Origin of the sequence: Exiguobacterium sp. s140 (assembly GCF_018617035.1) — a bacterium.
Lineage (GTDB): Bacteria > Bacillota > Bacilli > Exiguobacteriales > Exiguobacteriaceae > Exiguobacterium > Exiguobacterium profundum.
This window is the reverse complement of record NZ_JACSJK010000003.1, coordinates 71,239-92,413: the sequence shown is the minus strand read 5'-3', so window position 1 is coordinate 92,413 and position 21,175 is coordinate 71,239. Positions and strand designations below refer to the sequence as shown.

Annotated in this window: 21 protein-coding genes; 16 read left to right on the top strand and 5 right to left on the bottom strand. The window is 42.0% G+C overall.

What is annotated here, in order from left to right; all coding sequences use genetic code 11:
• Positions 1-250: 250 nt before the first annotated feature.
• Complete coding sequence (locus KNO61_RS11315) at positions 251-640, bottom strand: hypothetical protein (RefSeq protein ID WP_214873358.1); 390 nt, start codon at positions 638-640, stop codon at positions 251-253.
• A gap of 223 nt (positions 641-863) precedes the next feature.
• On the opposite strand from KNO61_RS11315, the gene KNO61_RS11310 reads away from it, so the two are divergent.
• Positions 864-1,133: a hypothetical protein gene (locus KNO61_RS11310; RefSeq protein ID WP_214688622.1), complete on the top strand. Its 270-nt coding sequence runs from the start codon at positions 864-866 to the stop codon at positions 1,131-1,133.
• Positions 1,134-1,172: 39 nt separating this feature from the next.
• On the opposite strand, the gene KNO61_RS11305 is transcribed toward KNO61_RS11310, so the two are convergent.
• The 4 genes from KNO61_RS11305 to KNO61_RS11290 all read right to left on the bottom strand — a co-directional run bounded on the left by KNO61_RS11305 (position 1,173) and on the right by KNO61_RS11290 (position 4,840).
• On the bottom strand, positions 1,173-1,706 hold the full coding sequence (locus KNO61_RS11305) for a type II toxin-antitoxin system PemK/MazF family toxin (protein WP_214688623.1): 534 nt from the start codon (positions 1,704-1,706) through the stop codon (positions 1,173-1,175).
• A gap of 197 nt (positions 1,707-1,903) precedes the next feature.
• Positions 1,904-2,542, bottom strand: coding sequence for a hypothetical protein (locus tag KNO61_RS11300; protein WP_214688624.1), 639 nt, complete (start codon positions 2,540-2,542; stop codon positions 1,904-1,906).
• 17 nt (positions 2,543-2,559) lie between these two features.
• Positions 2,560-3,711, bottom strand: a complete 1,152-nt coding sequence (locus KNO61_RS11295; RefSeq protein ID WP_214688625.1) for a ParM/StbA family protein — start codon at positions 3,709-3,711, stop codon at positions 2,560-2,562.
• A gap of 280 nt (positions 3,712-3,991) precedes the next feature.
• The gene (locus KNO61_RS11290) at positions 3,992-4,840 is read right to left on the bottom strand and encodes a hypothetical protein (protein ID WP_214688627.1); all 849 of its coding nucleotides are present in this window, start codon (positions 4,838-4,840) and stop codon (positions 3,992-3,994) included.
• Between the two features lie 254 nt (positions 4,841-5,094).
• Between KNO61_RS11290 and KNO61_RS11285 the strand changes: the two genes are divergently transcribed.
• The 15 genes from KNO61_RS11285 to KNO61_RS11220 all read left to right on the top strand — a co-directional run bounded on the left by KNO61_RS11285 (position 5,095) and on the right by KNO61_RS11220 (position 20,953).
• Positions 5,095-7,080 carry an ATP-dependent DNA helicase RecG gene (locus tag KNO61_RS11285; protein WP_214688629.1) on the top strand — a complete coding sequence of 662 codons (1,986 nt, stop codon included), beginning with the start codon at positions 5,095-5,097 and terminating at the stop codon, positions 7,078-7,080.
• Positions 7,081-7,229: 149 nt separating this feature from the next.
• A complete protein-coding gene (locus KNO61_RS11280) occupies positions 7,230-8,570 on the top strand; it encodes a hypothetical protein (protein ID WP_214688631.1) in 1,341 nt (446 codons plus the stop codon).
• Positions 8,571-8,599: 29 nt separating this feature from the next.
• Positions 8,600-9,613, top strand: coding sequence for a hypothetical protein (locus tag KNO61_RS11275; protein ID WP_214688633.1), 1,014 nt, complete (start codon positions 8,600-8,602; stop codon positions 9,611-9,613).
• The gene (locus KNO61_RS11270) at positions 9,613-10,596 is read left to right on the top strand and encodes a hypothetical protein (protein ID WP_214688635.1); all 984 of its coding nucleotides are present in this window, start codon (positions 9,613-9,615) and stop codon (positions 10,594-10,596) included. Before KNO61_RS11275 ends, KNO61_RS11270 begins: the two co-directional genes overlap by 1 nt.
• The gene (locus KNO61_RS11265; RefSeq protein ID WP_214688637.1) at positions 10,596-11,423 is read left to right on the top strand and encodes a hypothetical protein; all 828 of its coding nucleotides are present in this window, start codon (positions 10,596-10,598) and stop codon (positions 11,421-11,423) included. The genes KNO61_RS11270 and KNO61_RS11265 overlap by 1 nt, the downstream gene beginning before the upstream one ends.
• The gene (locus KNO61_RS11260) at positions 11,420-11,827 is read left to right on the top strand and encodes a hypothetical protein (RefSeq protein ID WP_214688638.1); all 408 of its coding nucleotides are present in this window, start codon (positions 11,420-11,422) and stop codon (positions 11,825-11,827) included. Before KNO61_RS11265 ends, KNO61_RS11260 begins: the two co-directional genes overlap by 4 nt.
• A gap of 130 nt (positions 11,828-11,957) precedes the next feature.
• Positions 11,958-12,404: a hypothetical protein gene (locus KNO61_RS11255; RefSeq protein WP_214688639.1), complete on the top strand. Its 447-nt coding sequence runs from the start codon at positions 11,958-11,960 to the stop codon at positions 12,402-12,404.
• A complete protein-coding gene (locus KNO61_RS11250; protein WP_214688640.1) occupies positions 12,404-12,793 on the top strand; it encodes a hypothetical protein in 390 nt (129 codons plus the stop codon). The genes KNO61_RS11255 and KNO61_RS11250 overlap by 1 nt, the downstream gene beginning before the upstream one ends.
• Before the next feature lie 111 nt (positions 12,794-12,904).
• Entirely contained in the window at positions 12,905-13,792 is an 888-nt protein-coding gene (locus tag KNO61_RS11245; protein ID WP_214688641.1) for a 3'-5' exonuclease, read from the top strand.
• Between the two features lie 11 nt (positions 13,793-13,803).
• Positions 13,804-14,889 carry a hypothetical protein gene (locus tag KNO61_RS11240; RefSeq protein ID WP_214873355.1) on the top strand — a complete coding sequence of 362 codons (1,086 nt, stop codon included), beginning with the start codon at positions 13,804-13,806 and terminating at the stop codon, positions 14,887-14,889.
• A 604-nt stretch (positions 14,890-15,493) separates the two neighbouring features.
• Positions 15,494-18,178, top strand: a complete 2,685-nt coding sequence (locus KNO61_RS11235; RefSeq protein WP_214688643.1) for a transglycosylase domain-containing protein — start codon at positions 15,494-15,496, stop codon at positions 18,176-18,178.
• A gap of 103 nt (positions 18,179-18,281) precedes the next feature.
• A complete protein-coding gene (locus KNO61_RS17505; protein WP_353047657.1) occupies positions 18,282-18,485 on the top strand; it encodes a DUF6465 family protein in 204 nt (67 codons plus the stop codon).
• 116 nt (positions 18,486-18,601) lie between these two features.
• Positions 18,602-19,138 (top strand): hypothetical protein, encoded by a 537-nt coding sequence (locus tag KNO61_RS11230; protein WP_214688645.1) that lies wholly within the window; start codon positions 18,602-18,604, stop codon positions 19,136-19,138.
• Entirely contained in the window at positions 19,138-19,854 is a 717-nt protein-coding gene (locus KNO61_RS11225; RefSeq protein ID WP_214688647.1) for a methyltransferase domain-containing protein, read from the top strand. The genes KNO61_RS11230 and KNO61_RS11225 overlap by 1 nt, the downstream gene beginning before the upstream one ends.
• Complete coding sequence (locus KNO61_RS11220; RefSeq protein ID WP_214873353.1) at positions 19,844-20,953, top strand: DNA cytosine methyltransferase; 1,110 nt, start codon at positions 19,844-19,846, stop codon at positions 20,951-20,953. The genes KNO61_RS11225 and KNO61_RS11220 overlap by 11 nt, the downstream gene beginning before the upstream one ends.
• Positions 20,954-21,175 lie beyond the last annotated feature (222 nt).

Here is a 21,175-nt window from a genome sequence, read left to right as displayed (position 1 = left end):
ATGATATGCAGAAATTGAAGAGATGGTATACGAAACCTTCATTCAACATGATATTAAATCGTGTACAGGTAACTTTAAGTTATTTAGAAGAGGTAGGGGAAAGACCTATGACAGAAAACAACTTGTCGATGGATATAGAAAGGTTGGAAAAGTGGACGTTCGGGTCATTGAGGAGATTAGAGGAGATTAGCGCTTGTAAGAGTCAGCTTCGTGATATTCAAAATAAAAGACGACAGTGAATGTCGTCTTTTTACTTGAATGCCCGCCCTTTATTCTTCTTGTACATGTCACGTTTCGCCAATTGTTCAGGGCTTGCAGGCTTGTGCAAGCCAAGTCCGGGAGTGAGGAAAATCGCTAGAATGAATGTGATGCCAGATGACAACCAAAATCCGAGGTCGAAAGCCTTCATCAGAATAAGAGTAGGGAAGATAGCAAACAACATATATCCTAAGATGAGTGTCATGGTTATCTTGACCATATCTTTCATTCGGAGCGGTTGGTCGTCCTCTTCTTGTAAAGGCATCTCACCCCCATCCAAAATCGACTTCTTAGACTTTTGAGTCTGAACGACTTTCAATTCCAGATTACTTCGACTTTCAGTCTCATTGACGTCTGTACTTTCTTTGTCCTCAATATTCATATCGAACCGACACTTCCTTTCTAACTAAATTAAAATGTTTGATATGGGTATTCTATGAGCGAAGAGGACAGATGAACACTGTATCGGCGTTCTATGATTTTTGACAGATTTTAAAAATATAGTTTGACAATAGTCAAAAAAGGGGATAATATTAGGTTATACAAAAGAACGAACGTTGTGAGGATAGTCAAATATTACAGAGAATCCGGGAGGAATTGAAGTTATGGTAACTTGTTTAGAGCCACGTGAGACAAAAGTGAAACATCAGTTTAAAATTGGAGACCGAGTCTATTGGATGTATTTGATGGATGGCAATTTTAAAGAGTACGCATATGGAACACTACATGGCTTTGTTGATGATACAACGGCTACCATAAAGATTGTACTGAAGGGGAAACGAAAAGATATCATTGATTATGAAGATGTGGAGATTGACCGCTTGATGCTTCATATCCCTGACTCTTCACGCAAAATGGATGAAGAGAAATTATAAAAAGCAGATGGATTATCCATCTGCTTTTGTGATTTTTACTTACATTTCATTCGTTGTTTCGCCACGACGTCGTGCCTGGCGTTCAAATACTTTCTGTAAATCTTCTGCAGGTGAAATCGGCTCTCGAATATACAGCACTTTCGATACCAGTTCGGTCACCTTATCGATACCTTCATCATTCAAGCGACCGATGCGCTTTCCGATACGTCCACGTGATTTGGTATAGATGCTTTCCGTTTTGATAATGCCGTCAACCTTGTTTGCCCCCCATGCAAGAATGTCGGGGGTGATATGAAGATGGAACGGCATGTCATCATCGGGATTTTCAGCACCCCTAGCGATTGGAAGAACAAGCAACGTGTTGCTCTTTTCATTCGTCAGACTAGATGATAAGACGACGACCGGACGAATTCCAAGCATCTCGCTACCGATACCATGACCGAAATCCAATGTCCAAATATCTCCTCGTTTCGGGAATTCGACCATAGTCTTTTCCTTGTTCGTATATTTTTCAATTTTATTTAGCCAAGCATCGTAATCCGACTTTGATGCATTATTCAAAAAGTTTTCCATAGTTTTCACTCCTAGATATCTATTATTTGTTCACATTTAAAAGATTGTGTTATTCACACTACTATTTTGAATTGTTTATGCTGTATCCTATGCAAAGTATATCAAAAAAATAAGAGGGGATTCGAAAGTATGCATTCCAAGCGGCGCCTAGTGACGACGCTCTGAGTGCAGGTACTTGATTCCCCTCTAAATAAAAATTACATATTGAACAGCGCACCAACATTTAATGAGGATTCGTCTATTTCATCATTCTCATTACTATTTGTCTCAGGCGTCTGTTGTTTTCGTTCCTCTTCTTCTTGCTTTCTTCGTCTTGCCTCTGCACGTTGGCGTCGTGCCCGTTCGATACGTTCCTCTTCTTCGTCCACAGAGGACGCATCCTTTGAAGATGCAGTCTCTTCTGTTGCAGGGTAACGAATTTCTTCTCTAGTAGAAGGTTGTTCGAACGATTGAGTCGGTTTCGATGCAGGGAGTGGTGCCAATTGTTGCAACGGAGTGGAAGATTCCATTCCAACATAACCGGTTGGGTCACTCAAGAAATTAGAGAGTTCTTCTCCGTCGATACGAATGACTCGCTTCAAAACATTTTCAACCGCTTCTGCGTGTTGTGGAGTGTCAGCAGGATACTGCGCCCCGACCATGCTTTGAATGATTTTGTAGGTCTGCATAACCTTGTTCAAACCCATTCTCTTTTCATAATCGAGTGCCTTCTCGACATAATCCACAATGACATCTGAGATGACACCACCCTCAGTTTCACATTTCTCAATCAATGGGCTAAGGACGATTCGGTTGTGCTTTTTCTGAAGCGAGACGTTAAATGAATTTCTAGCCATTTTTACATCACGCTCCTTTATCCGATTGTCAACTCTTCGTCTTCTTCTTCCATGATGTTGTAGTTCTCTTCGAAATCTACAGATTTAACGGCTTTAATAATCTTGACGACCGCCTTCGTAACGACTGACTTATCAGATTCCACTTGAGTCAAGTAACGAATCGCATAGCTGATGCAGTTGTCCCATTTAGCAGTTTTTGAGATTTCAAAGTTTTCCGCATTCGAAGTCAAGACTTCGTTCAAGTAAGATTCAAGACGGAGCGAACCACCGCCTGTGAAGAGAATGGCATGTCCACGTTGATTGAGGTAGACACTCTTACGAACGAGGGCATCTATAATTTGCTCACGAATGAAGGTGTTGACGGTCTCTTGCATGAAGTCCTCTGAGTCAGAGAAACCAGAAAGTGTAGACCCAGACTCAAGTAGCTCATCCAATTGCGGGATTTTACGCTCAGAGATGGCACGGTTCCAGTCAATGCTGTCAATGTCAAAATATTGACTTGTTAAGACGAAGCGTAGTTCACTCTTCAAATGCTGTTCAAGACGGTTCATCCCCGCATAATCCAAGCTGAAGTATTGAAGCGTGTTTCCTTTTTCGTCATATTTACGGTAGTTGACGTTCTGACCACCGATGTCAACGACGTGGATTTGACTAGTATGCTGTTTGAGCGTGCGAGGTAGTACAGCCATACCCTCCGGATAAACTTCTAGTCGATTGATAGCGAACGACTTGTCTTCTTGGTTCAGACCCAATGAGATAACCCCATCTTCATTCCCGAGGATTAACTCTTTATAACGCTCAATGTTCTCTGAAGCAACGAAGTCGTTTGTAGGAGAACCGATGACAAGGTTCACTGGTTCTTCTTTGTTTCCGACCAAAGCCGCAACACTCGTGTAAACGCATAGTTTATGATGTTCGTTCGTTTTAGAGATGTCCGCATTATATTCTGCTTGAACCCCTTCACCGACAAGATGGAATCGGTTGTTTGATACAAGTTTGAATTGTTTTGGTGACGAGCTTTCATGGTTGTTGAAGCTCGGTACTCGTTTGCTTTTAGATGGGAATGAGAACACGCCTTTTACTGTTCCCGTTCGTGTAAATACCATACCCTTGACCTCGTGCTTACCTGGGTCAACGACTACAAAATCGCCTCTACTGAGTTTTGACATCTCGAATTCCTCCTCTAATATTAACGTCCATTATTGCTCAGACCTTTGAAGAGTCCTGATGATTGAATCGATTTTTATGTATCAAAGGTCTTTCGTAAGTATCATTTTACGGTAGTCATATAAAAAGAGCAATGTAAAATGACGAAATGTAACAAAATTGTAGTCACATAAGGACATAAAAACCTTTTATGTGTCACGGTTTAAACATTTATGACATTTCTCGACATTTTATAGCGGGAATATTCATCAATAAGAAAAAGCAGATTTTCGTCTGCTTCTTTTATTGATATGAAATTGTCCCTTCTTTGATAGAAGTCTTGTATCCCATTTGTTTCAATTTTTCTATAAATAGTTCATCCGATTCGGCTGATAGTTCATTGTGGAAGTCAACAGCATTGTTGAAAATTTGAGCCACATCGCTCGTAGGAGCTGACTGAAGTTCGTTAATCAGTTCGGATACCGCATTCTTTTTCAAAAGAATGTACTCGATGTAGTCTTGATGTTTGACGCTATCCGAGTTCTTCAACACCTGAACTCGTTCGCCATAACGATTCAACTTCAATTCCATGGATTGCAATCGAAGTAGGTATTGTCCTCTGGAAGTCTCTCCTTGGATGTACAAGATAGAGATGTCACGGACTTGTTGTAGGAAGATTGTCGCATTCTCATCTTCAAGACGAATCTTCATCAACATCTCATCATTCTGAGGTTTAGAGGTGAGTCCTGATTGTGGCTTCCCTTTGTCACCGGATGTGAATGAGCCTTTTAAATCATCCTTCCAATCATTTGCGGCTTGAATGATTTTGTCGGCAGTAGAGGATTCCTCATCAGAGGACTTCTCATCGACTGTGTTTGCTTCATCCGGTTTTTTGTCCGAGTCTTTTTCTACGGAGGATGGCGTCGCTTTACTAGCGTAAATTTCTTGAAGTACTATCTCCTCTTTTGACTGAATGGCGACCTCTCGATACATTTTATAAGTCAACGGTATCATGGCGATAAGAAGTAATACCAATACAATTCTAAACCATTTTGGCGATGGTGAAGACGGTACCTCATCCGGGTCAGGTGGATGTTCCTCTTCCACTTGTGACACTTTTTCAGGTTCTTCGTTTTCGAAAACATAGACCACCTCTCCATTTTCTATTTTGACATACGGGTATTTGTTGTCTTTTTTCTTAACATTTTTATCTCTCATAAGCCATAGTTTAAGTCGTTTGAAGAAATTCATTGTTCTCACGTCCTCTCATCAAATATAATGTATCGTTTTTCTTCCATGCTATGCATGAGTAGATGTTGTTATTGATGGATAGAACAAAACATATTTTATTTATACAATAGTCAAAAAATACATGATATAATAAAGTTATTGAGAGGTGGTTGATTATGAAAATTGAAACACTAGGGTTTCCCACAGCAAAAACCAATCAACTTAAGAAAAACCAAATCGAGACGGTCGAAGACCTGATACGGTATTTGCCACGAAAATATTATGACTTCTCGAAACAACTGAGGTTCAGTGAAGGCGGAGACACACCAGGATTGTTCGGAGGAATAGTGTCGGAAGTAAAGCCGATTAAGAATGGTGTTACTTTTAGATTGAAAGACGAGCTCAGTAGCGATATCGGTTTTGTGACATTCTTCGGTCAGCCATATCTGAAATCTCAGATTCAAACCGAAGACATGCTGTATATCGGTGGAAAAGTTGAGAAGAAGTTCGGGAAATATTTCATCTCCCCATTGGTTTGGGGATTGAACAGAGAATCTATCTTGGGGATTCAACCAGTTTACAAGAAGATAAAAGGGATGTCTGATGATTATCTGAAGAAGGCGATATTGACTGGGTTATCTCTCCATTCTAAGGATGACTACCTGGAACCTGTCCTTCTGAGGGAGTTCGGAATCGTCCCGTTGCATCGTGGTGTAAGAGGATTGCATCAGCCGAAAGATATGAGTCATCTTGAGGAAAGTATGAAACGGAGTCTTTTTGACGAGCTGTTTGAATACAACTTTCACTTGTTGAGTCGAGGCGCTCACGATAGAAAGGAAAATCCGTATCCCATCCTTGGGTTTGACAAGACAACGTCATTGCTGAATCAACTTCCATTCTCGTTGACAGAAGGACAGCGGGAAGTGTTGCGTGCCATCACTCGCAAAATGAGGGACGGTCAACTGGTCGATGCACTCGTCATGGGGGATGTGGGCTGTGGAAAGACCATGGTTGCACTGTTGCTGATGGTCGGTCAATCAGAGTCGGGCTATCAATCTGTTCTGATGGCTCCGACGAACGTCTTGGCAATGCAACATTATAATGAAGCAAAGACGATGTTAGAGCCTCTGGGAATCCGTGTCGGATTCTTAAACGGTGGGATGAAGGTGCGAGAACGGAAGTCGCTCTTGAAAGAACTGAAGTCTGGAGAGATTGATATCCTAATCGGGACTCATGCTTGCATTCACGATGAAGTCGAGTTCCACAAACTGTCACTTTGTGTGGTGGATGAAGAACATCGATTCGGAGTGCGGCAGAGAGAAGCCATCAGAGGGAAAGTAGAGCTAGGGATACACATGGTGTCGATGTCCGCAACTCCAATTCCTAGAAGCCTCGCCACGACGCTTTACGGTGAACATGTTGATATCCTGACGATTAAGACGCTTCCAAGCGGGAGAAAGCCAGTCGCCGTATCTCTTCACTCCGATAGCAAGCGTCCTTATGAAAACATTCGTGATGCCGTCCGTCGTGGTGAACAGGCTTATATCGTTTGCCCACTGATTGATGACAATGATGGCATGGAAGACGTAAAAAGCGTGGAACAGGTATTTGCAGAAACTCAGAAAGAATTCAGTCAGGACGGATTCGTCATCGACTATATCTCGGGGAACATGAAGGAGGAAGACCTTAACACACGTTTGAGGAATTTTAAGAGCGGTCAAACGCATATATTGATTTCTACGACGGTCATCGAAGTGGGAGTGAACGTCCCGAATGCAACCGTCATGGTTATTGAGAATGCAGAACGTTTCGGTTCTAGCCAAATCTGGCAATTAAAAGGGCGAGTAGGTAGAGGCAGTAAACCATCAAGTTGTTTCCTTGTCTCACCATCTCCGAACCCATTTTCTAAAGAAAAGCTAGAAATGCTATGTCGAGCAAAAGATGGCTTCGAAGTGGCGAAGGAAGACCTTAGGCTCCGAGGGGCAGGCAGTCTTCTAGGAGATGAACAGTCCGGAGCGAACAGGTATATCTCACTCATTTTGGCGAATGAAAGCTTGAATGAAAAAATCAGGAAAGAGATTAGAAGAATTCTTGCTGATGAGAAGCGACGGAACAGATATAGACGGTCGTTACGAAAAGATGTTGAAGTTTTGGAAAAGTAGGTCGCTCAACGTGACTTACTTTTTTATTCTTAAAATCAGAAGTGCCTGTAAATTTGACTATAGTCAAAATAATTTCTATAATTATTCGTAGGTAAAATTATCTTCAGTCTAAATGGATGGGCATCAATAAAGGGAGGAGGAGATTGTTCATGTCAGTAAGTGTCAAAAGCGTCATACGAATGACCCCATCCATTCGTAAAAGAGCAAGCATGAATATTTGGGCACATAAAGAAGAATCATTCGACATGGACTTTCTCTTCCATTCACTACGACATCTCGTTGAAGAGAACGAACAATCGAAACATGAGAAGTCGTTCATTCAACAGATGAGAATGATTGATTTAACAAAATTTATTCGGGATGCACAAGGATTGAATCAATACTTCACTTGTTCATTCTTTTCAAAGCGATTTGCATGGATATCCAAGAATGAGCAAGGTGAGTATCGTTACTTTTCTAAAATCAAAGACGGTCATGGTTATTATGCCTTTGATTTATTTGACTTGATGACCATCGTCTTAAATAAATCCAATCGAGAACTTGCCCTATACATGGAAGAGACCTTTTCCATCACTGGTATCGATGAATGGGTGGTTCGTGAGAAGAAAAAAATTGAAGAGAACATCGATATGCTCTCCAATGTTTCGCTTATGGAGACGCCTAATCTACAGATGGTGCTTCGTGGGGGAGTTGAGGTCTTGAAACGATTTCTGATGTATGCCAAAGAACATATCTCTGGGAAACATCTTGCAACCGGTGGCAATGCTGTGTTCTTTCTGTCCACTCAGTACGTGAAAGACCATTTTTTTCCGAAGAAATCGGTGTCTACGTTGAATCAATGGGTGAACCTGTTTACTGTTTTGGGGCTTGTCGAAAAGCCAAAACAAGTCCCAATTGAGATGCAGGTCGAGGCAGAGAAGCATCAAGCTCTTAAAAAGAAACATAATCATGTCTCATTTTATTGTTTCCCTATGTTTTCTTCGGTTTTTTCTAAAGCAGAAAAACGTGCGAAAGAATTGGTCAAGCGACGCATATCTTATCATCAAGTAACAAAAGAGATGGTGCGTTCCTTGTTCGGAAAGGAGGTTCACGATGATGTATACGTTCAACGAACACACGGAAGAAAGAAATCGATTCCAGTGTTCGAAAAAAATAGAGCAATCAAATCGTTATCTGAAACTTTCCGCATTCAACTACAGGAGAGGGGTGTCGTCTCGAAGCGTGAGCTAGAATCACAGTCGAGTTTGCCAAAGTCCGTATTCACGAGAACTTGGAATGACCTGGTATTACGTCATGATTGCGAGTCTGGACAAGCCACTCTCGAAGAGCGAGAGAGGTTGGGACTGAGACCCCGACAGACCGTTGCAAGAAGAATTGAACATACAGTGGGGTCAACAACGTGGAAAACAACGAATGCTTTGCCGTGGGATGACGAAGACTTCCATACGTTGTTCCCAGATGAACGTGCATCATTCATCGAAGTTTCATAAAGAGCAATTTGAGAGGAGTGAACTAAAAAATGAAAAAACTATCTACCGTAATCGGTATCATACCGGTTTTCTTCTTGTCCGGCTGTGTGAACGTCGATGAATCGATGGACAATGTCGAATCATATGTATCCGGAAAACTTGCATCCTATTCTGTACCATTCGAATGGTTTAAAAGTGACATTCAAGAGGAGCCGAGCGAAGAAGAGAAGTGGTCACCAATTACACCTTTAACTTTACCTAGCGGTGATGCCACCGAGAAGGTGAGAATGAGTGCTGAAACCATGCTCGAAGAACTTATGGGAGAGCTCAATGACGAGGAGAAAATGATGGGATTCCTAGAAGGGGAAGATACCTCAAGGACATCATTTAAATCATTCAGAACGCTTGAATCGAGCGTCGATGTTTTCGGAGACATCATCCGTCAGGTCTATGCAACCCCTTATCAACGAATCCAGTCGATTACATTGACAGGTATTGGCGAACAACAGGTGGGAGATGAAGAATTCAGAGCGATATCCGTAACACTGAATAGTGTGAATGATACCAAAAAATTCTTACAACATGATGTGATGCTCCTGACAGATGAAAAGAACAACATTCGATTCGTCAAACTCAATCAAGAAACAGACAGAGAAAATACATTGACTCCACTGACAAGTGAGAGCGAATGGTCGGCGGATGTGCATAAAGAATTCAAGTATAAATGGAATGAAATCATCTCATTCCCTCCGGTAGATGATTGGCGCAATGTCGGGAGAGATGAGATAGCGGCATGGCTCTCAAAAGTCGGTGTGACAGACCAAGAATCTGTAGAGACGGTGTTCACTTGGTACAGAGTGAATGAAGGAGATATGAAAAAAGCAGTCATTACTGGATATCTCCATACCGATGAGAACGCATCAGCCATTACGATGTACGAAGTTAAGTATCCTCAAAAGCATGGCGATGCACCGCTTTCTTTCAGCATTTTTTATGACAGAGGCAACCATAAAATCATTGGATTTGGTAAAGAAACACCATTCAACAAAAAGGGGGAATCATGATGAGCAAAAAATGGATGATTTACGGTCTAGCACTTTCAGCTTCCATTTATCCTGGATATTTACTGATAAAAGGTCAGGACTTTGGGGAGACAAGAGAGGTTGGCGTGTTGTCAGAGATGGGGCAAGAAAAGCTGATGAATGAAGTGTCGGAACTGGTCATCAATGATGCATCCCCTAAGACGATTGATGATAAGATTTCGACTGCCATCGGACGAGTGAGCACAGACAAACAAACCGAACTTCTATTCGGCTTGTTGTACTCGATGAGGATGGAGCAAGACCGGCTGATGGAAACTTATGTACAAATTGCTGAAGAGTTGACCGTCTCTTATAACAATGGGGAGTTCAAATCAGGTACACAAGATTTCTCCGGTGTGAAAGATAAGGTAGTGCGTGAGTATTTAGAAGGATTAAGTGAGAGTTATTTCAAAGTTGAAGAAAAGGGCGACAGCCTATTCTTGTCTCAAGATTTAGACAGGTTCGAGAGTGAATATGGTAAATATTTGGATAAATCAACGAAAGCATTTATTGATATACAGAAAGAACAGCTTCAATCCTACCCGAATTCGAACGACTCGGAGAAGCAAGTGTTCGAGAAGCAGTTGAATTTGATTTTGTTTGTCGAAAGCAATCGTGTGAACTGGGAAAACTCATATTATCATGATGAGATTCAGTCGATGGAGCGGAACCTATACGCTAACGTGTTCGGTGTCGATGAACCAAAACACTTTGACCATGAGAAGGGGCAATACACGTTTAAATCTGGCATCCGTGACATTATGACAGAACTGATGGATGACTATTCCAATACATTTATCGGAGACGATATTTATGGGTATTTGAATGAGCTAGAGTCGAACAAGTGGCAACTCAACGAGAAGGAAAACTTCATTTTGAATCGTATTTCTGAGCGGTTCTCGACTCCATCTAAAGTTCAGTCACCGTATATTCAAGTGTCTGCACCTGAAGGCGGTGATTCTTGATGCGAAGAATCGGATTCCGTTGGTTATGGTGGATTGTATTCCCTCCGTATGCTGTATACCAACTTCTACGTTCGTCATTGAAATGGTATCTAAAAGTACCGATTATCTTGTTCATTCTTCTTTTGTCGTTATTGGCATGGGACATGACTAAAAATCCATACCGAGTAGAGATTGAAGAAGCACGAGTTGAAGCACAAGAATATTTCGAGAAAGAACTCGATGAAAATGTTGAGAAGGTAACACGATTGGGTGAAGGGTTAGTGTTGACCGGAAAAGAAAAACAGACCGTTCTCTTTTACAAGGTGTTGACGAATCAACACATGTATCATGTCGGTTTTATCTCGAAAGACGGAAAGGGTTTGGATATTTATCGGATTGAAGAACGGAGCCCCGAGGTGCGTCTCATTGAAGGGGATGAGAAATCAACCAATTCCATCGTCTCGCTCTTCTTACAAAAAAACCAGAGCTTAGGCGAGATTCAAGGTGTCTTGCAGACGGATGCCTTGAATCATGCGGAAGTTCAGACGAGCGAGGGTGTTTATTCCTTTGAGGTATTGAACCCGTATCAACTCAACTACCACAAACTTACGACGGATGATGAGAAGCCAAAACCAAGACGTGAGAGCATGCTTGTCTCCGAGGTGGATGACTTTCTTAAAGAGCGAGAAGGAAAGATAGGCAAGATTGAAACGATTGATGCATACACTCTTTCAATCGGGGCGGAGAGTTATTACTTCACTACCAATAAGGGTGAGTATTTACTGGACATCCACAAAGATGGCTCTATCTATCTAAAAGAAAAAAGAACAGGAGTGATGAGTGAATGAATGAGAATCAATTGATTGAATTGGACTATTTGGATGAGATGGGAGACAAGGTGGTGGAAGTCCTCACACCCCTGCTCAACGGAAATGCGTATGAGGTTGCAGGCAGTGAACCTTATCCAAGGTCTTTGTTTGAGACGGTTGCGAACGTTGCAATTGATGTTGCGGTACAGAACACTGCGATTCGTGCATTCCATGTAGCTCCTTTAATCGAGGGAGACATCTATATGGTTGATATTCAGGACAAGAATGAGAACTCCGTGGTAACAGTAATGCTGAACACCAGTCGGGAAGGAAATCAAATCAAAGTAGATGACATCTTGGCAACATTCAAGCAAGGTGCGATTGTTCAATGTCACGAGGAACTAAGTGCACAAATCAGTGAAGAGACGGCTGATGTTCTCTGAATAAGGGGTCTAGGAGAGTGGTCATTTAAGACCGCTCTCTTAGTTATTAAAAAATAAAGTGGTGAATAGGATAACAAGGTATTTTCAATTGGTGTGAAAACACAATTTATTTCAAAAGGAGTGGTTCGGAGTGTTGAATCAAATCGAGCGTCAGAACAATCTTTTTATCGAGGTCTTCACAGAGCGGAATATCCAGAGAGCACGAAAAATTTATCAGGCATACGTTGATAAGTATCTAGCGAACTTGTCGATGGCAATGAAAAATAATGACGTGACAGGTATGGATATGGCTAAAAAGAAACTGGAGGCGATTGTAGCAAATCTTTCGGTACTGCCTGAGAGCCAGACGCAGAGCGTTTCGGAGAAGGGTGAGCCTGTATCGTTTGACAAGAAAATGACGTCGAAATCAGCATATCTGGTACAGATGGAACTTTGCCGGTCATATGTGGACATTTATCTCGACATGATGAACCAGGCGATGAAGCGAGATGATTTGGAAGGTGTAGAGAACGCCAAACAAATGCTCAAAGAAATACAGGAAGAAATGTCGAAAAGAAGCAAGGCGGTGGTATATTGATGACTACTTTGTTGGCGCAAAACTGTCTGTTCGAGTCTAAAGGACAAGTGGGGTCAGGGTATAAAAAAATAGTCATTGATGGTCAAGAGGTCGGCGAGATGATGTTCCAATCCTCACGGACACTTTCATCCGCAGTATTAGTCGGTGTAAGTGATGAAGATGCGGAAATCTTATTCCCGATGTTCATGAGATGTAAGATGGATGATGGTATCTATATTCAGGACTTCGTGATATATGAGAACGATGAGGCTATGGTTTCAAGAGTCTTGAACTCGCTCAAACTCACGAAAAGACCGATTTTGTTTCATTCTCTTTCTCAAGATGAACAATTGTATCAAAACTTATCTTTAAAAAAAATATGTCCGTGCTACTACGGATATGGTTTGTAAGGAGTCTGAATTTCAGACTCCTTTTCTTATCGGACTTTCATAAAATTGACTATAGTCAATAAATTAATCTATAATATTAAAAAATAACTATAAAACAGGAGTGAATCAATCATGTTGACTAAAAAGGATAATGAGGTATTGGCGGCTTTTGATATCGGAGCCATTCCAGATTATGTCGAAACGATGAAAAAGTCACATTTTGTCGTAATGGATATTGAGACTACAGGCTTTCATCCAGACAAAGGAGCAACGATTATCGAAATCGGAGCGGTTCGAGTTTTAAACGGGAAGATTCAAGACAGATTTCAACAATTCGTTGACCCTCAAATGAAGATTCCAAAGAAGATTGTTGCACACACCGGAATTACCGACGAGATGGTTAAAGGACAACCGACCATCGGACAAGTGTTGATTGATTTACACACGTACATCGGGGATGCCGTTGTTGTCGTTCACAATGAAGGGTTTGACTGGAAACGATTTTTGGTTCCGTTCTTCAAACGGGTCGGGATTCACATTCAAAACGATGTCATTTGCACATTGAAATTGTTCCGGAGAGGTCTACCGAAGCAAAAAGAGGATGGATATAAACTAGGAACTCTTGCGAAACTTTTTGATGTGAGTTTGGAAAATGCGCACCGTGCGGATGAGGATGCTTATGCGACTGCTGAGGTCTTCAACAAGGTATATCACTATGTTATCGACCCTGATACAGTCGAAGTGCGTGAACATATCGTCAAACCAGTCGAACACACGCCTTCTGAAGTGAAGCGTGTTCGTTATTGGGAGAAACAAATCACGAAGAAGAAGATGATGAAGCGCCTCTACGTATCCCTACGAAGTGGAAACGATTTCGGTACAGTGTACTTCGACGTCATTACACGAGTTTGGTACAACAAAGACTTCCCTCTTCCTCTAGATTTCAAAATTGTAGAGAACGATGTCCTGAAATTCCTTTCGTTACCTGATATTCGTGCTCTTCAAGAATTTAAGAACTGAGAGGTGAGAGAATGATATTTGAAGCAACTTACAAGGACATGAAGAAAGCAATGGATATGATGCGAGCCACGCTAAGTGATTCGGAGTTTAAGAGCGGAAATCATGCAGTGACTCTTGAGGCTACAGACAACGAGGATGTCATCTTCTACTTCATTGATAAGAAGAATAAGGTGGAAATCACCTATAAGTTGAAAGAAGCGAAGATGATTTATGAAGGTGTAGCAACCTGTTCATTAAAAGAGTTGCTCGATGCACTGAAGCAATTCAGCAAGAGTAAAGAAGTTATTTTGATTGAACGGGATGGAGACGAACTTCGAGTCGATGATGGCGTGTTTCCGGAGTCTGTTTTTTTCCTTTTCGATGACGAGGATACGGTGATTGTAGAAGAGGTTAAACGAGAAGTATTGTTCTGCTCAGATGGTAAAACGCTATCTGGTATGTTGAATCGTGCATCACTTCCTCTGAAGAAGACAGAATTTCCTTCTGAGAAATTGGACACCCAATCCATTTATTTTAGCTCAATCGAGGATGGGACGGCTCAAGTCGTCTCCTTTTCGATGCACCAAAGCTATTACGAAAAGAGAGAAGTGGATGCGAGTTCACCGTTCAATCTTATACTGTCAAAACCAAAGGCTCGGGCATTGCAAAAGCTCTCTGAGGGGATGGGGCAATTGACATTCTCCATGTCCCTTCAAGATGAACGACCTGCAATCGTTCTATCGGATGACTCGGACACGGTGACGATTGTCTTGAAGGGTGATTATGTGACAGATGGTGTCATCGCAAATTCTATGAGTGCAGTGTTCAAAGGATTGAATGAGAAGCGTCCGGAATGGGCTAAAGCTATGGATAATTCTCTTGATAAAATCGGGAAGTTGACCGTAAGAGATAACCTTTTATTTAGTCAAGACGGCATTTGCCTCTCTCCTTCGGGATATCCCGCAAAGATAATTAAAGACATGTTTAAGAATGGATTCATCCAAGATACGGCAGTCGTTGGGGAAGTGGAACCCGGAGCGGTATTAGCGATTGCTGACTATTCTTCGAATGCAGAAAAAATCTTCATTCTCAGTTATAGAAACACGCAAGGAGAATAAGATAAAGAATAGGAAAAATCCTAAAAAGCAGGAATTCAAAGAATCTTAACGGAACCTAAATTGAAAGGGGAACGACATTCGATGAATCAAACAGAAGGAAGTGCTATTGATTATTTAACAGGTAGACATAATTGGACAGAAAAAGAAGACACACACACACAACCGACAAAATTTCAACGACACCTAGAGCTTTTACGACACCTTAGACTGAAATTTTGTATTCTGTCCCGAAAGGGGGGCGAAAGCCCCCCACGGTTTACCTGAAACTTATGTAAGGATATCCTTGCCTCTCGCACTTTCGTTGCCGCATGAGAATATGACCATCTGACAATAGATGACTCGTCATACTTTCTTGTACAAGCGATGTTTTGATGCATCAGTAACGTTTTCCGCTCTTTCAGGGAGCTGTTTGAAGACCACTCGTTTGCAAAAAAATGGCTATCATCTCGATTACTTGAGATAAGTGACCATTCCCGCAACGGTGGTCTTTTTCCTGTTCATAAAAGCGAGTACCACCACTTGAAATTTGACTATAGTCAAAAATAAGAAATATAATGATATGTATCTACACAGGAAATCAATCTTGGGAGAGGACGTGAATAAAATGGGGCTATCAAGAGCAAACAGTAAGAAAAATGACCCCCTGGATGGAACACAACAGAGAAAAGAAGTGTCATTTGGGAAGAAAATTGTAAAAGGTGTCGTTATCACCGGAACAATATTTACGCTTCTATTGTCAACTGGAGGCGCCGTGTCCGGAGCAATTGTATGGGATAAATATGGCGATTTCATTCAATCGAGCGTCACGAAAGGGTATTCGATATCAGAACATATAAAAGAAGAGGATTTTATCACGAAGTCCCCCACGAAAATTTATGATTCGAATGGGAAATTGTTGAAAGTGTTCAAAGAGTACCAGTATGAGACACCTAAGTTTAAAGAAATCAATCCTTTCTTCGTAGAGGCACTTGTATCTGCAGAGGACGAGAGATTCTATGACCATCATGGTGTAGACCTCTACGGTACGATGCGTGGAATCCTTACGACTCTCAAAGGGAATGGGACTCAAGGTGGAAGTACTATCACGCAACAGTTGGTTCGAAATGTCATCCTGAATGATAACAATGTTTCGGTTGAGCGAAAACTGGTGGAACAGGTTGTCGCACAGGAACTTGAGAAAAAGATGGATAAGAATGAGATACTACGGCACTACTTGAACAATGTTTATTTCGGAAATGGAAACTATGGCATTGCGCCATCTGCCACGTATTATTTCTCAAAAAAACAATCCGAGGTAGAGTTGCATGAAGCCGCACTCATCATCGGTATCACAAACAACCCAAGCTTGTTTGACCCGATACGGAACCCTGAAAATGCATTGAAGAAACGTAATCGAGTGTTGATGAAGATGTGGGAGAACGATGCTATCACAGAGAAACAGTACAAGAATGCCGTTGCAAAACCGCTAGGAATCAAGGTTCAAAAGCACAAAATCGATAACTCTGTGACGGAACCTGCACTTGGATATGCCATTCATAAAGCGACGGAGCACATGATGGAGAAGAATGGATTCATTTTTCAATACGTGTTCACCGATGAACCGAGTCGCACTGCATATCAGGAGAGATATCATGAGTCATATGTGAAGACGAGAGAAGACATCCTTAAAGGTGGCTATCTGATTGAGACAAGTATTGACGTTGATAAACAAACGGCATTAAAGAGAACCGTTGAGAAGGTCATGTCTCCATATACGCTTAAGGACAGAGAAACAGGATTTTATCAGCTCCAGACCGCCATTACAACGATTGATAACCGTACAGGCGAAGTAGTCGCCATCATTGGTGGACGAAATGACAAAGGGAACTACTTCAATCGTAGTTACCAGGGAGTGAGACAGCCCGGTTCAACGATTAAGCCGATTGTTGCCTATACTCCTGCCTTTGAAATTGGGTATTCACCGGAAAGCGTAATGGCTGACCGTCCAATCAAGAACGGACCTGGTAACTATTACAATGGTTATCGGGGAATGGTGACATTGAGATATGCCACCGAGATTTCAATCAATACCGTTCCATATCAGTTGGCGAATAAACTAGGTGGGGACAAGATGATTGAGAAATTGTCTGACATGCAGTTCTCGCATTTGTCATCAGAAGACCGTAATCCAATCATCTCGGTCGGAGGGTTCACATACGGAACCACAACCGTCGAGATGGCAAGTGCATACGAATCACTGATTAATCATGGGGAATATCGTGAACCTACCAATATTCGAAAAATCAAAGACATCGTGACGGGAGAAACCTTGTACGAACATCGTCAGAAAGTGAAAAAGGTATATGACTCAGGTGCCGCATATCTCATGGTAGACACGTTGAAAGGTGTCATGAGCAAGGGAACGGGGACACGTGCCATGCCTTCGAACTACAAATACACCATGGGGAAAACGGGGACGACGAACGCTGATAAAGATATTTGGTTTGTTGGGGGCACGCCATATTTTTCAACTGCTGTATGGACTGGATATGATACTCCGAGTTCGATGCCTGCTTCTCAGCATTGGGTTGCAAGCTCTCTATTCAAAGAATGGAATGAGCAATTGCATCATAAGAAAAAGGTTATCGATTTTGCACGTCCTGACACAGTTTTTAAACAGAACGGCAGATGGGTTGCCAAGAGCAATCAAACTGAACAAATGAGAAACAAGCGGAAGCAACAAGAAGAATGGCGAAAAGAAAATGAACGATTGGCACAGTCCCAACGACTCGATGCTGAAGACTATCGTATCATCCATGGATTGACCAAGTCAGAGGAACTAGAGCGGGAACGTCTTGTTCGAGAGCGATTCCAAGCATTCTATGATGAGCCATTTGACGATTTAGATGAATATGAGCATCAAATGACGATGTTGGAGGATATCTTGCCATTTATTGAAGAAGTGAAGCATAAAAAAGCATTTGATAGCTTCATGATTGAATGGAACGATGCTTCAACGGCATTGAATCGAAAGCGTCAATCGCTTATCGATGAAATCAAACGTCAAGAAGAAGAAAAGAAACGTTTGGAGTTGGAGAAGGCTGAAGCAGAACGCTTGGAAGAGGAGAGACGTATCCAAGAAGAGGTAGAACGAAGATTAGAAGAGGAAAGACAAGCTCAAGCAGAGTCAGAAGCGCAAGATGAAGAAGACGCACAAGAAGATGAGCAACCGATAGAAGACTCGGATTCCCCTGATGAAGTAGAGGCGGAAGAAGACGAGCCTATTGAGAGCATCGTTGAATCTGAATGAGAGTAATCATGAAAGGGACATTCCTTAAAAAGAATGTCTCTTTTTATATTTCTTGAGATTGAATCATAGGATGGAAGCAAGATATGGAAGGATGTGATGGACGATGAAGCATGTCTGTTTTATACAACATGATGGAATGAATGTGAATTTAAAAGATATCGAGGGAAGGGTTCGCTCCATATGGAGAGAGAAAGGCAATCTTATGAAGGATATCTCTCGCTTAGAGTTATATGTCAAGCCGGAAGAGAAACGGGTCTATTTTGTAATCAATGAAATATTCACCGGCTCAGTGTCTCTCGAAGAGTAAAACCTCAAATAAAACGTGTCGTTGAGCACCGAAAGGCTTCCATTGAACTCCTAACGGATTATGATGGGAGTCTTTTTTATATAAGATATAGAGATTTTAGAAGGGAGGAATGCGAATTGAAGAAATTTTTCGACAGGTTAAAGCAGAAGCTCTTAGACAATAAAGGACTTACGAGTATCGAACTAGGTCTGACTGGATTAATCACGGTATATGCCCTCGCAGGATTCGTTGACATGGTAAACATGAGTCAAAAGTTGGACACAGCATCTTCGGTGAGTGGATATGTGGGGAGGGTCGTTGGTAATCAAGGGGGTGTGATGACACAACCGTCAACTCACCACCTTGAGAGTTATGTCACCACGCCACAACTATATCGAGAAGTGAAAAATACCCTAGCAAAGGGTGGTTTTGCTGAGGATGATTTTACTCTCGAAATCAATGGAAGAACCATTTCACCGGAGACATCACTTCCTATCATTGAGTTCGGAGAGCGGATTCCGGTCACTTTGACTGTCCGATATGAGTGGGACTACTTAAGCGACATTGTTCCAGGAGTCGTCGGTGGCGAAAAGGTTTCAAAACGACAGGTCATCTCATCATTCAAGGTTCGAAACGGTGATATCGAGTCAGGTTTTGAGGCAGGTGGCGATTGATGCGTGATAGCAAATCGGTTTGGAGGTTTGACGGGGCGATTGCCCCTATTTTTGACTTTCACGTCAAACAATCAGTTCCGGGATATGACAGGATTCAAGAATCTGTTTCTGAGTTGGCGAACTTCTTCTGTGAGGACGGAGCTGTTGTCATCGATTTAGGTTGTGCTACCGGCGAGAGCCTTGCCAGAATACAGCAAGTAGTTAAAGAAAAGAACCTTCGGTTAATTGGAGTCGATGAATCATCAGACATGATTCAACAAGCGATGAAGAAAACCAAGGGAATGTCCGATTTTCAGTTCATAAACGAAAAGATAGAGGACGTCAAGCTCCCTGAGGACAGTTCTGTAGTCCTCTCTATCTTGACGTTACAGTTTGTTTCACAACGACATCGCAAAGCCGTCATTAAAAAAGTGTACGAATCACTCGGGAGCGGAGGCGTCTTTATTCTTGTTGAAAAGACCTACTCGAAAAGCGGATGTGTTCAAGAAGCATTTACGCAACTTTATCACGACTTCAAAGAGCGGGAAGGATTAGATGCCTTGGAAATACGAGCGAAAGACAAATCTTTGAGAGGTGTCATGAGACCATTAACGGTTGCTGAGAATGAAAGCATTTTAAAAGAAGTCGGATTTAAAAATATAGAAATGTTCTTTAGAGACCTTCATTTTTGTGGATGGTTGGCGTTCAAGGAAGAGAGGGATGCAAATGAACAATGAAAAAAAGCTCCCGAATAATGATTGGGGGATGAAACCATTACCTTCTAATGGTCTAACCATGATGGACCTATTTTGTGGAGCAGGGATAGGTGCGACCGGATTCAAGCGGGCAGGATACGAGATTGTCTATGCGGTGGACAATCAAGCATTTGCTGTCGATACGTACAACCTGAATGTTGGAAACCATGCCTGTGTAGGAGACGTCCGGTCTCTCGACGCAGAATGTCTGCCCCATGCGGACATCATCGTTGGTGGGTTTCCGTGCAAGTCTTATTCGAGCATCGGTTCAGGCAAGGGGGAAGATGACGAGAAGAATGGGGATTTGGCAGGACATTTCGTTCGTCTAGTCAAGGAGAATAAACCAGATGCATTTCTTTTTGAGAACGTGGGTGGACTCGTTAGCAAGAAACATAAGGTCGTATTTGACAGAATTCTCTCAGAGTTTGAAAAGATGGGATATCGACTTTCGTGGAAATATCTCGATTGCTCCGATTTTGGTGTCCCGCAAAAACGGAAACGTGTCTTTGCAGTAGGGTTCCGTCAAGAACTAGGCATTACGTTTAAATTCCCTGAGCCTTCAGGACAAACTACTACTATTCGAGAGGCTATCGGGGATTTGCCTGAACCGAATGAGACTATCGACGGTCTGAAAAATCATAGCGGATTTGGAATTCGGAAAGATGAAGCACAATTCGTTGATAGAATCCCTCCGGGCGGTAACTGGCGTGACTTAGAAGTTGAAGACCAGAAACGTTTTCTTGGGACTGCTTATTATTCTGGTGGAGGGCGAACAGGGTTTCTAAGAAAAGTTTCGTTCGAACAACCTGCATGGACACTAACATCGATGATGAACGGAAAGAATAATGCACAGATTGTTGACCTTTCAGACAAATATAAAGGCGAACGACGAGGGAACAGACGGTTCACCGTTCGTGAATGCCTGAGGCTTCAGACGGTTCCCGATTCATTTTATTTCCCCGAATCCATCTCTTTGAGGAGACAGTACGAGCGGACAAGTGGCATCCCATCGTTGGTCGCTTATGAGTTAGGTGTCGCCATATCGGAACAGCTCGAACCTGCAAGATTGAAAGATGCGTAATATTTGCACAATAGTCAAAACTATAATGTTTGTAAAGGCGGTTATTCATTCGCCTGTTTGTCAAGGAGGTGATTCTATAGCATAAAAACATAAATCCTTTTAACGTTTTGGACTGGTACGACTTGTTGAAACCGGACGTTTGTAGTGGCAAACCTATCCGGAGTAGGAAAAGAAAAAATCTTGCAACGCACGTCACAGCCAATCGGCTGTGAACATCCAAAC

Excerpts from the sequence above, each read along its gene's own strand:
- KNO61_RS11315 (WP_214873358.1), bottom strand. The coding sequence starts at position 640 with ATGAATATTGAGGACAAAGAAAGTACAGACGTCAATGAGACTGAAAGT.
- KNO61_RS11310 (WP_214688622.1), top strand. The coding sequence starts at position 864 with ATGGTAACTTGTTTAGAGCCACGTGAGACAAAAGTGAAACATCAGTTT.
- KNO61_RS11305 (WP_214688623.1), bottom strand. The coding sequence starts at position 1,706 with ATGGAAAACTTTTTGAATAATGCATCAAAGTCGGATTACGATGCTTGG.
- KNO61_RS11300 (WP_214688624.1), bottom strand. The coding sequence starts at position 2,542 with ATGGCTAGAAATTCATTTAACGTCTCGCTTCAGAAAAAGCACAACCGA.
- KNO61_RS11295 (WP_214688625.1), bottom strand. The coding sequence starts at position 3,711 with ATGTCAAAACTCAGTAGAGGCGATTTTGTAGTCGTTGACCCAGGTAAG.
- KNO61_RS11285 (WP_214688629.1), top strand. The coding sequence starts at position 5,095 with ATGAAAATTGAAACACTAGGGTTTCCCACAGCAAAAACCAATCAACTT.
- KNO61_RS11280 (WP_214688631.1), top strand. The coding sequence starts at position 7,230 with ATGTCAGTAAGTGTCAAAAGCGTCATACGAATGACCCCATCCATTCGT.
- KNO61_RS11275 (WP_214688633.1), top strand. The coding sequence starts at position 8,600 with ATGAAAAAACTATCTACCGTAATCGGTATCATACCGGTTTTCTTCTTG.
- KNO61_RS11270 (WP_214688635.1), top strand. The coding sequence starts at position 9,613 with ATGAGCAAAAAATGGATGATTTACGGTCTAGCACTTTCAGCTTCCATT.
- KNO61_RS11265 (WP_214688637.1), top strand. The coding sequence starts at position 10,596 with ATGCGAAGAATCGGATTCCGTTGGTTATGGTGGATTGTATTCCCTCCG.
- KNO61_RS11260 (WP_214688638.1), top strand. The coding sequence starts at position 11,420 with ATGAATGAGAATCAATTGATTGAATTGGACTATTTGGATGAGATGGGA.
- KNO61_RS11250 (WP_214688640.1), top strand. The coding sequence starts at position 12,404 with ATGACTACTTTGTTGGCGCAAAACTGTCTGTTCGAGTCTAAAGGACAA.
- KNO61_RS11245 (WP_214688641.1), top strand. The coding sequence starts at position 12,905 with ATGTTGACTAAAAAGGATAATGAGGTATTGGCGGCTTTTGATATCGGA.
- KNO61_RS11240 (WP_214873355.1), top strand. The coding sequence starts at position 13,804 with ATGATATTTGAAGCAACTTACAAGGACATGAAGAAAGCAATGGATATG.
- KNO61_RS11235 (WP_214688643.1), top strand. The coding sequence starts at position 15,494 with ATGGGGCTATCAAGAGCAAACAGTAAGAAAAATGACCCCCTGGATGGA.
- KNO61_RS17505 (WP_353047657.1), top strand. The coding sequence starts at position 18,282 with ATGAAGCATGTCTGTTTTATACAACATGATGGAATGAATGTGAATTTA.
- KNO61_RS11225 (WP_214688647.1), top strand. The coding sequence starts at position 19,138 with ATGCGTGATAGCAAATCGGTTTGGAGGTTTGACGGGGCGATTGCCCCT.
- KNO61_RS11220 (WP_214873353.1), top strand. The coding sequence starts at position 19,844 with ATGAACAATGAAAAAAAGCTCCCGAATAATGATTGGGGGATGAAACCA.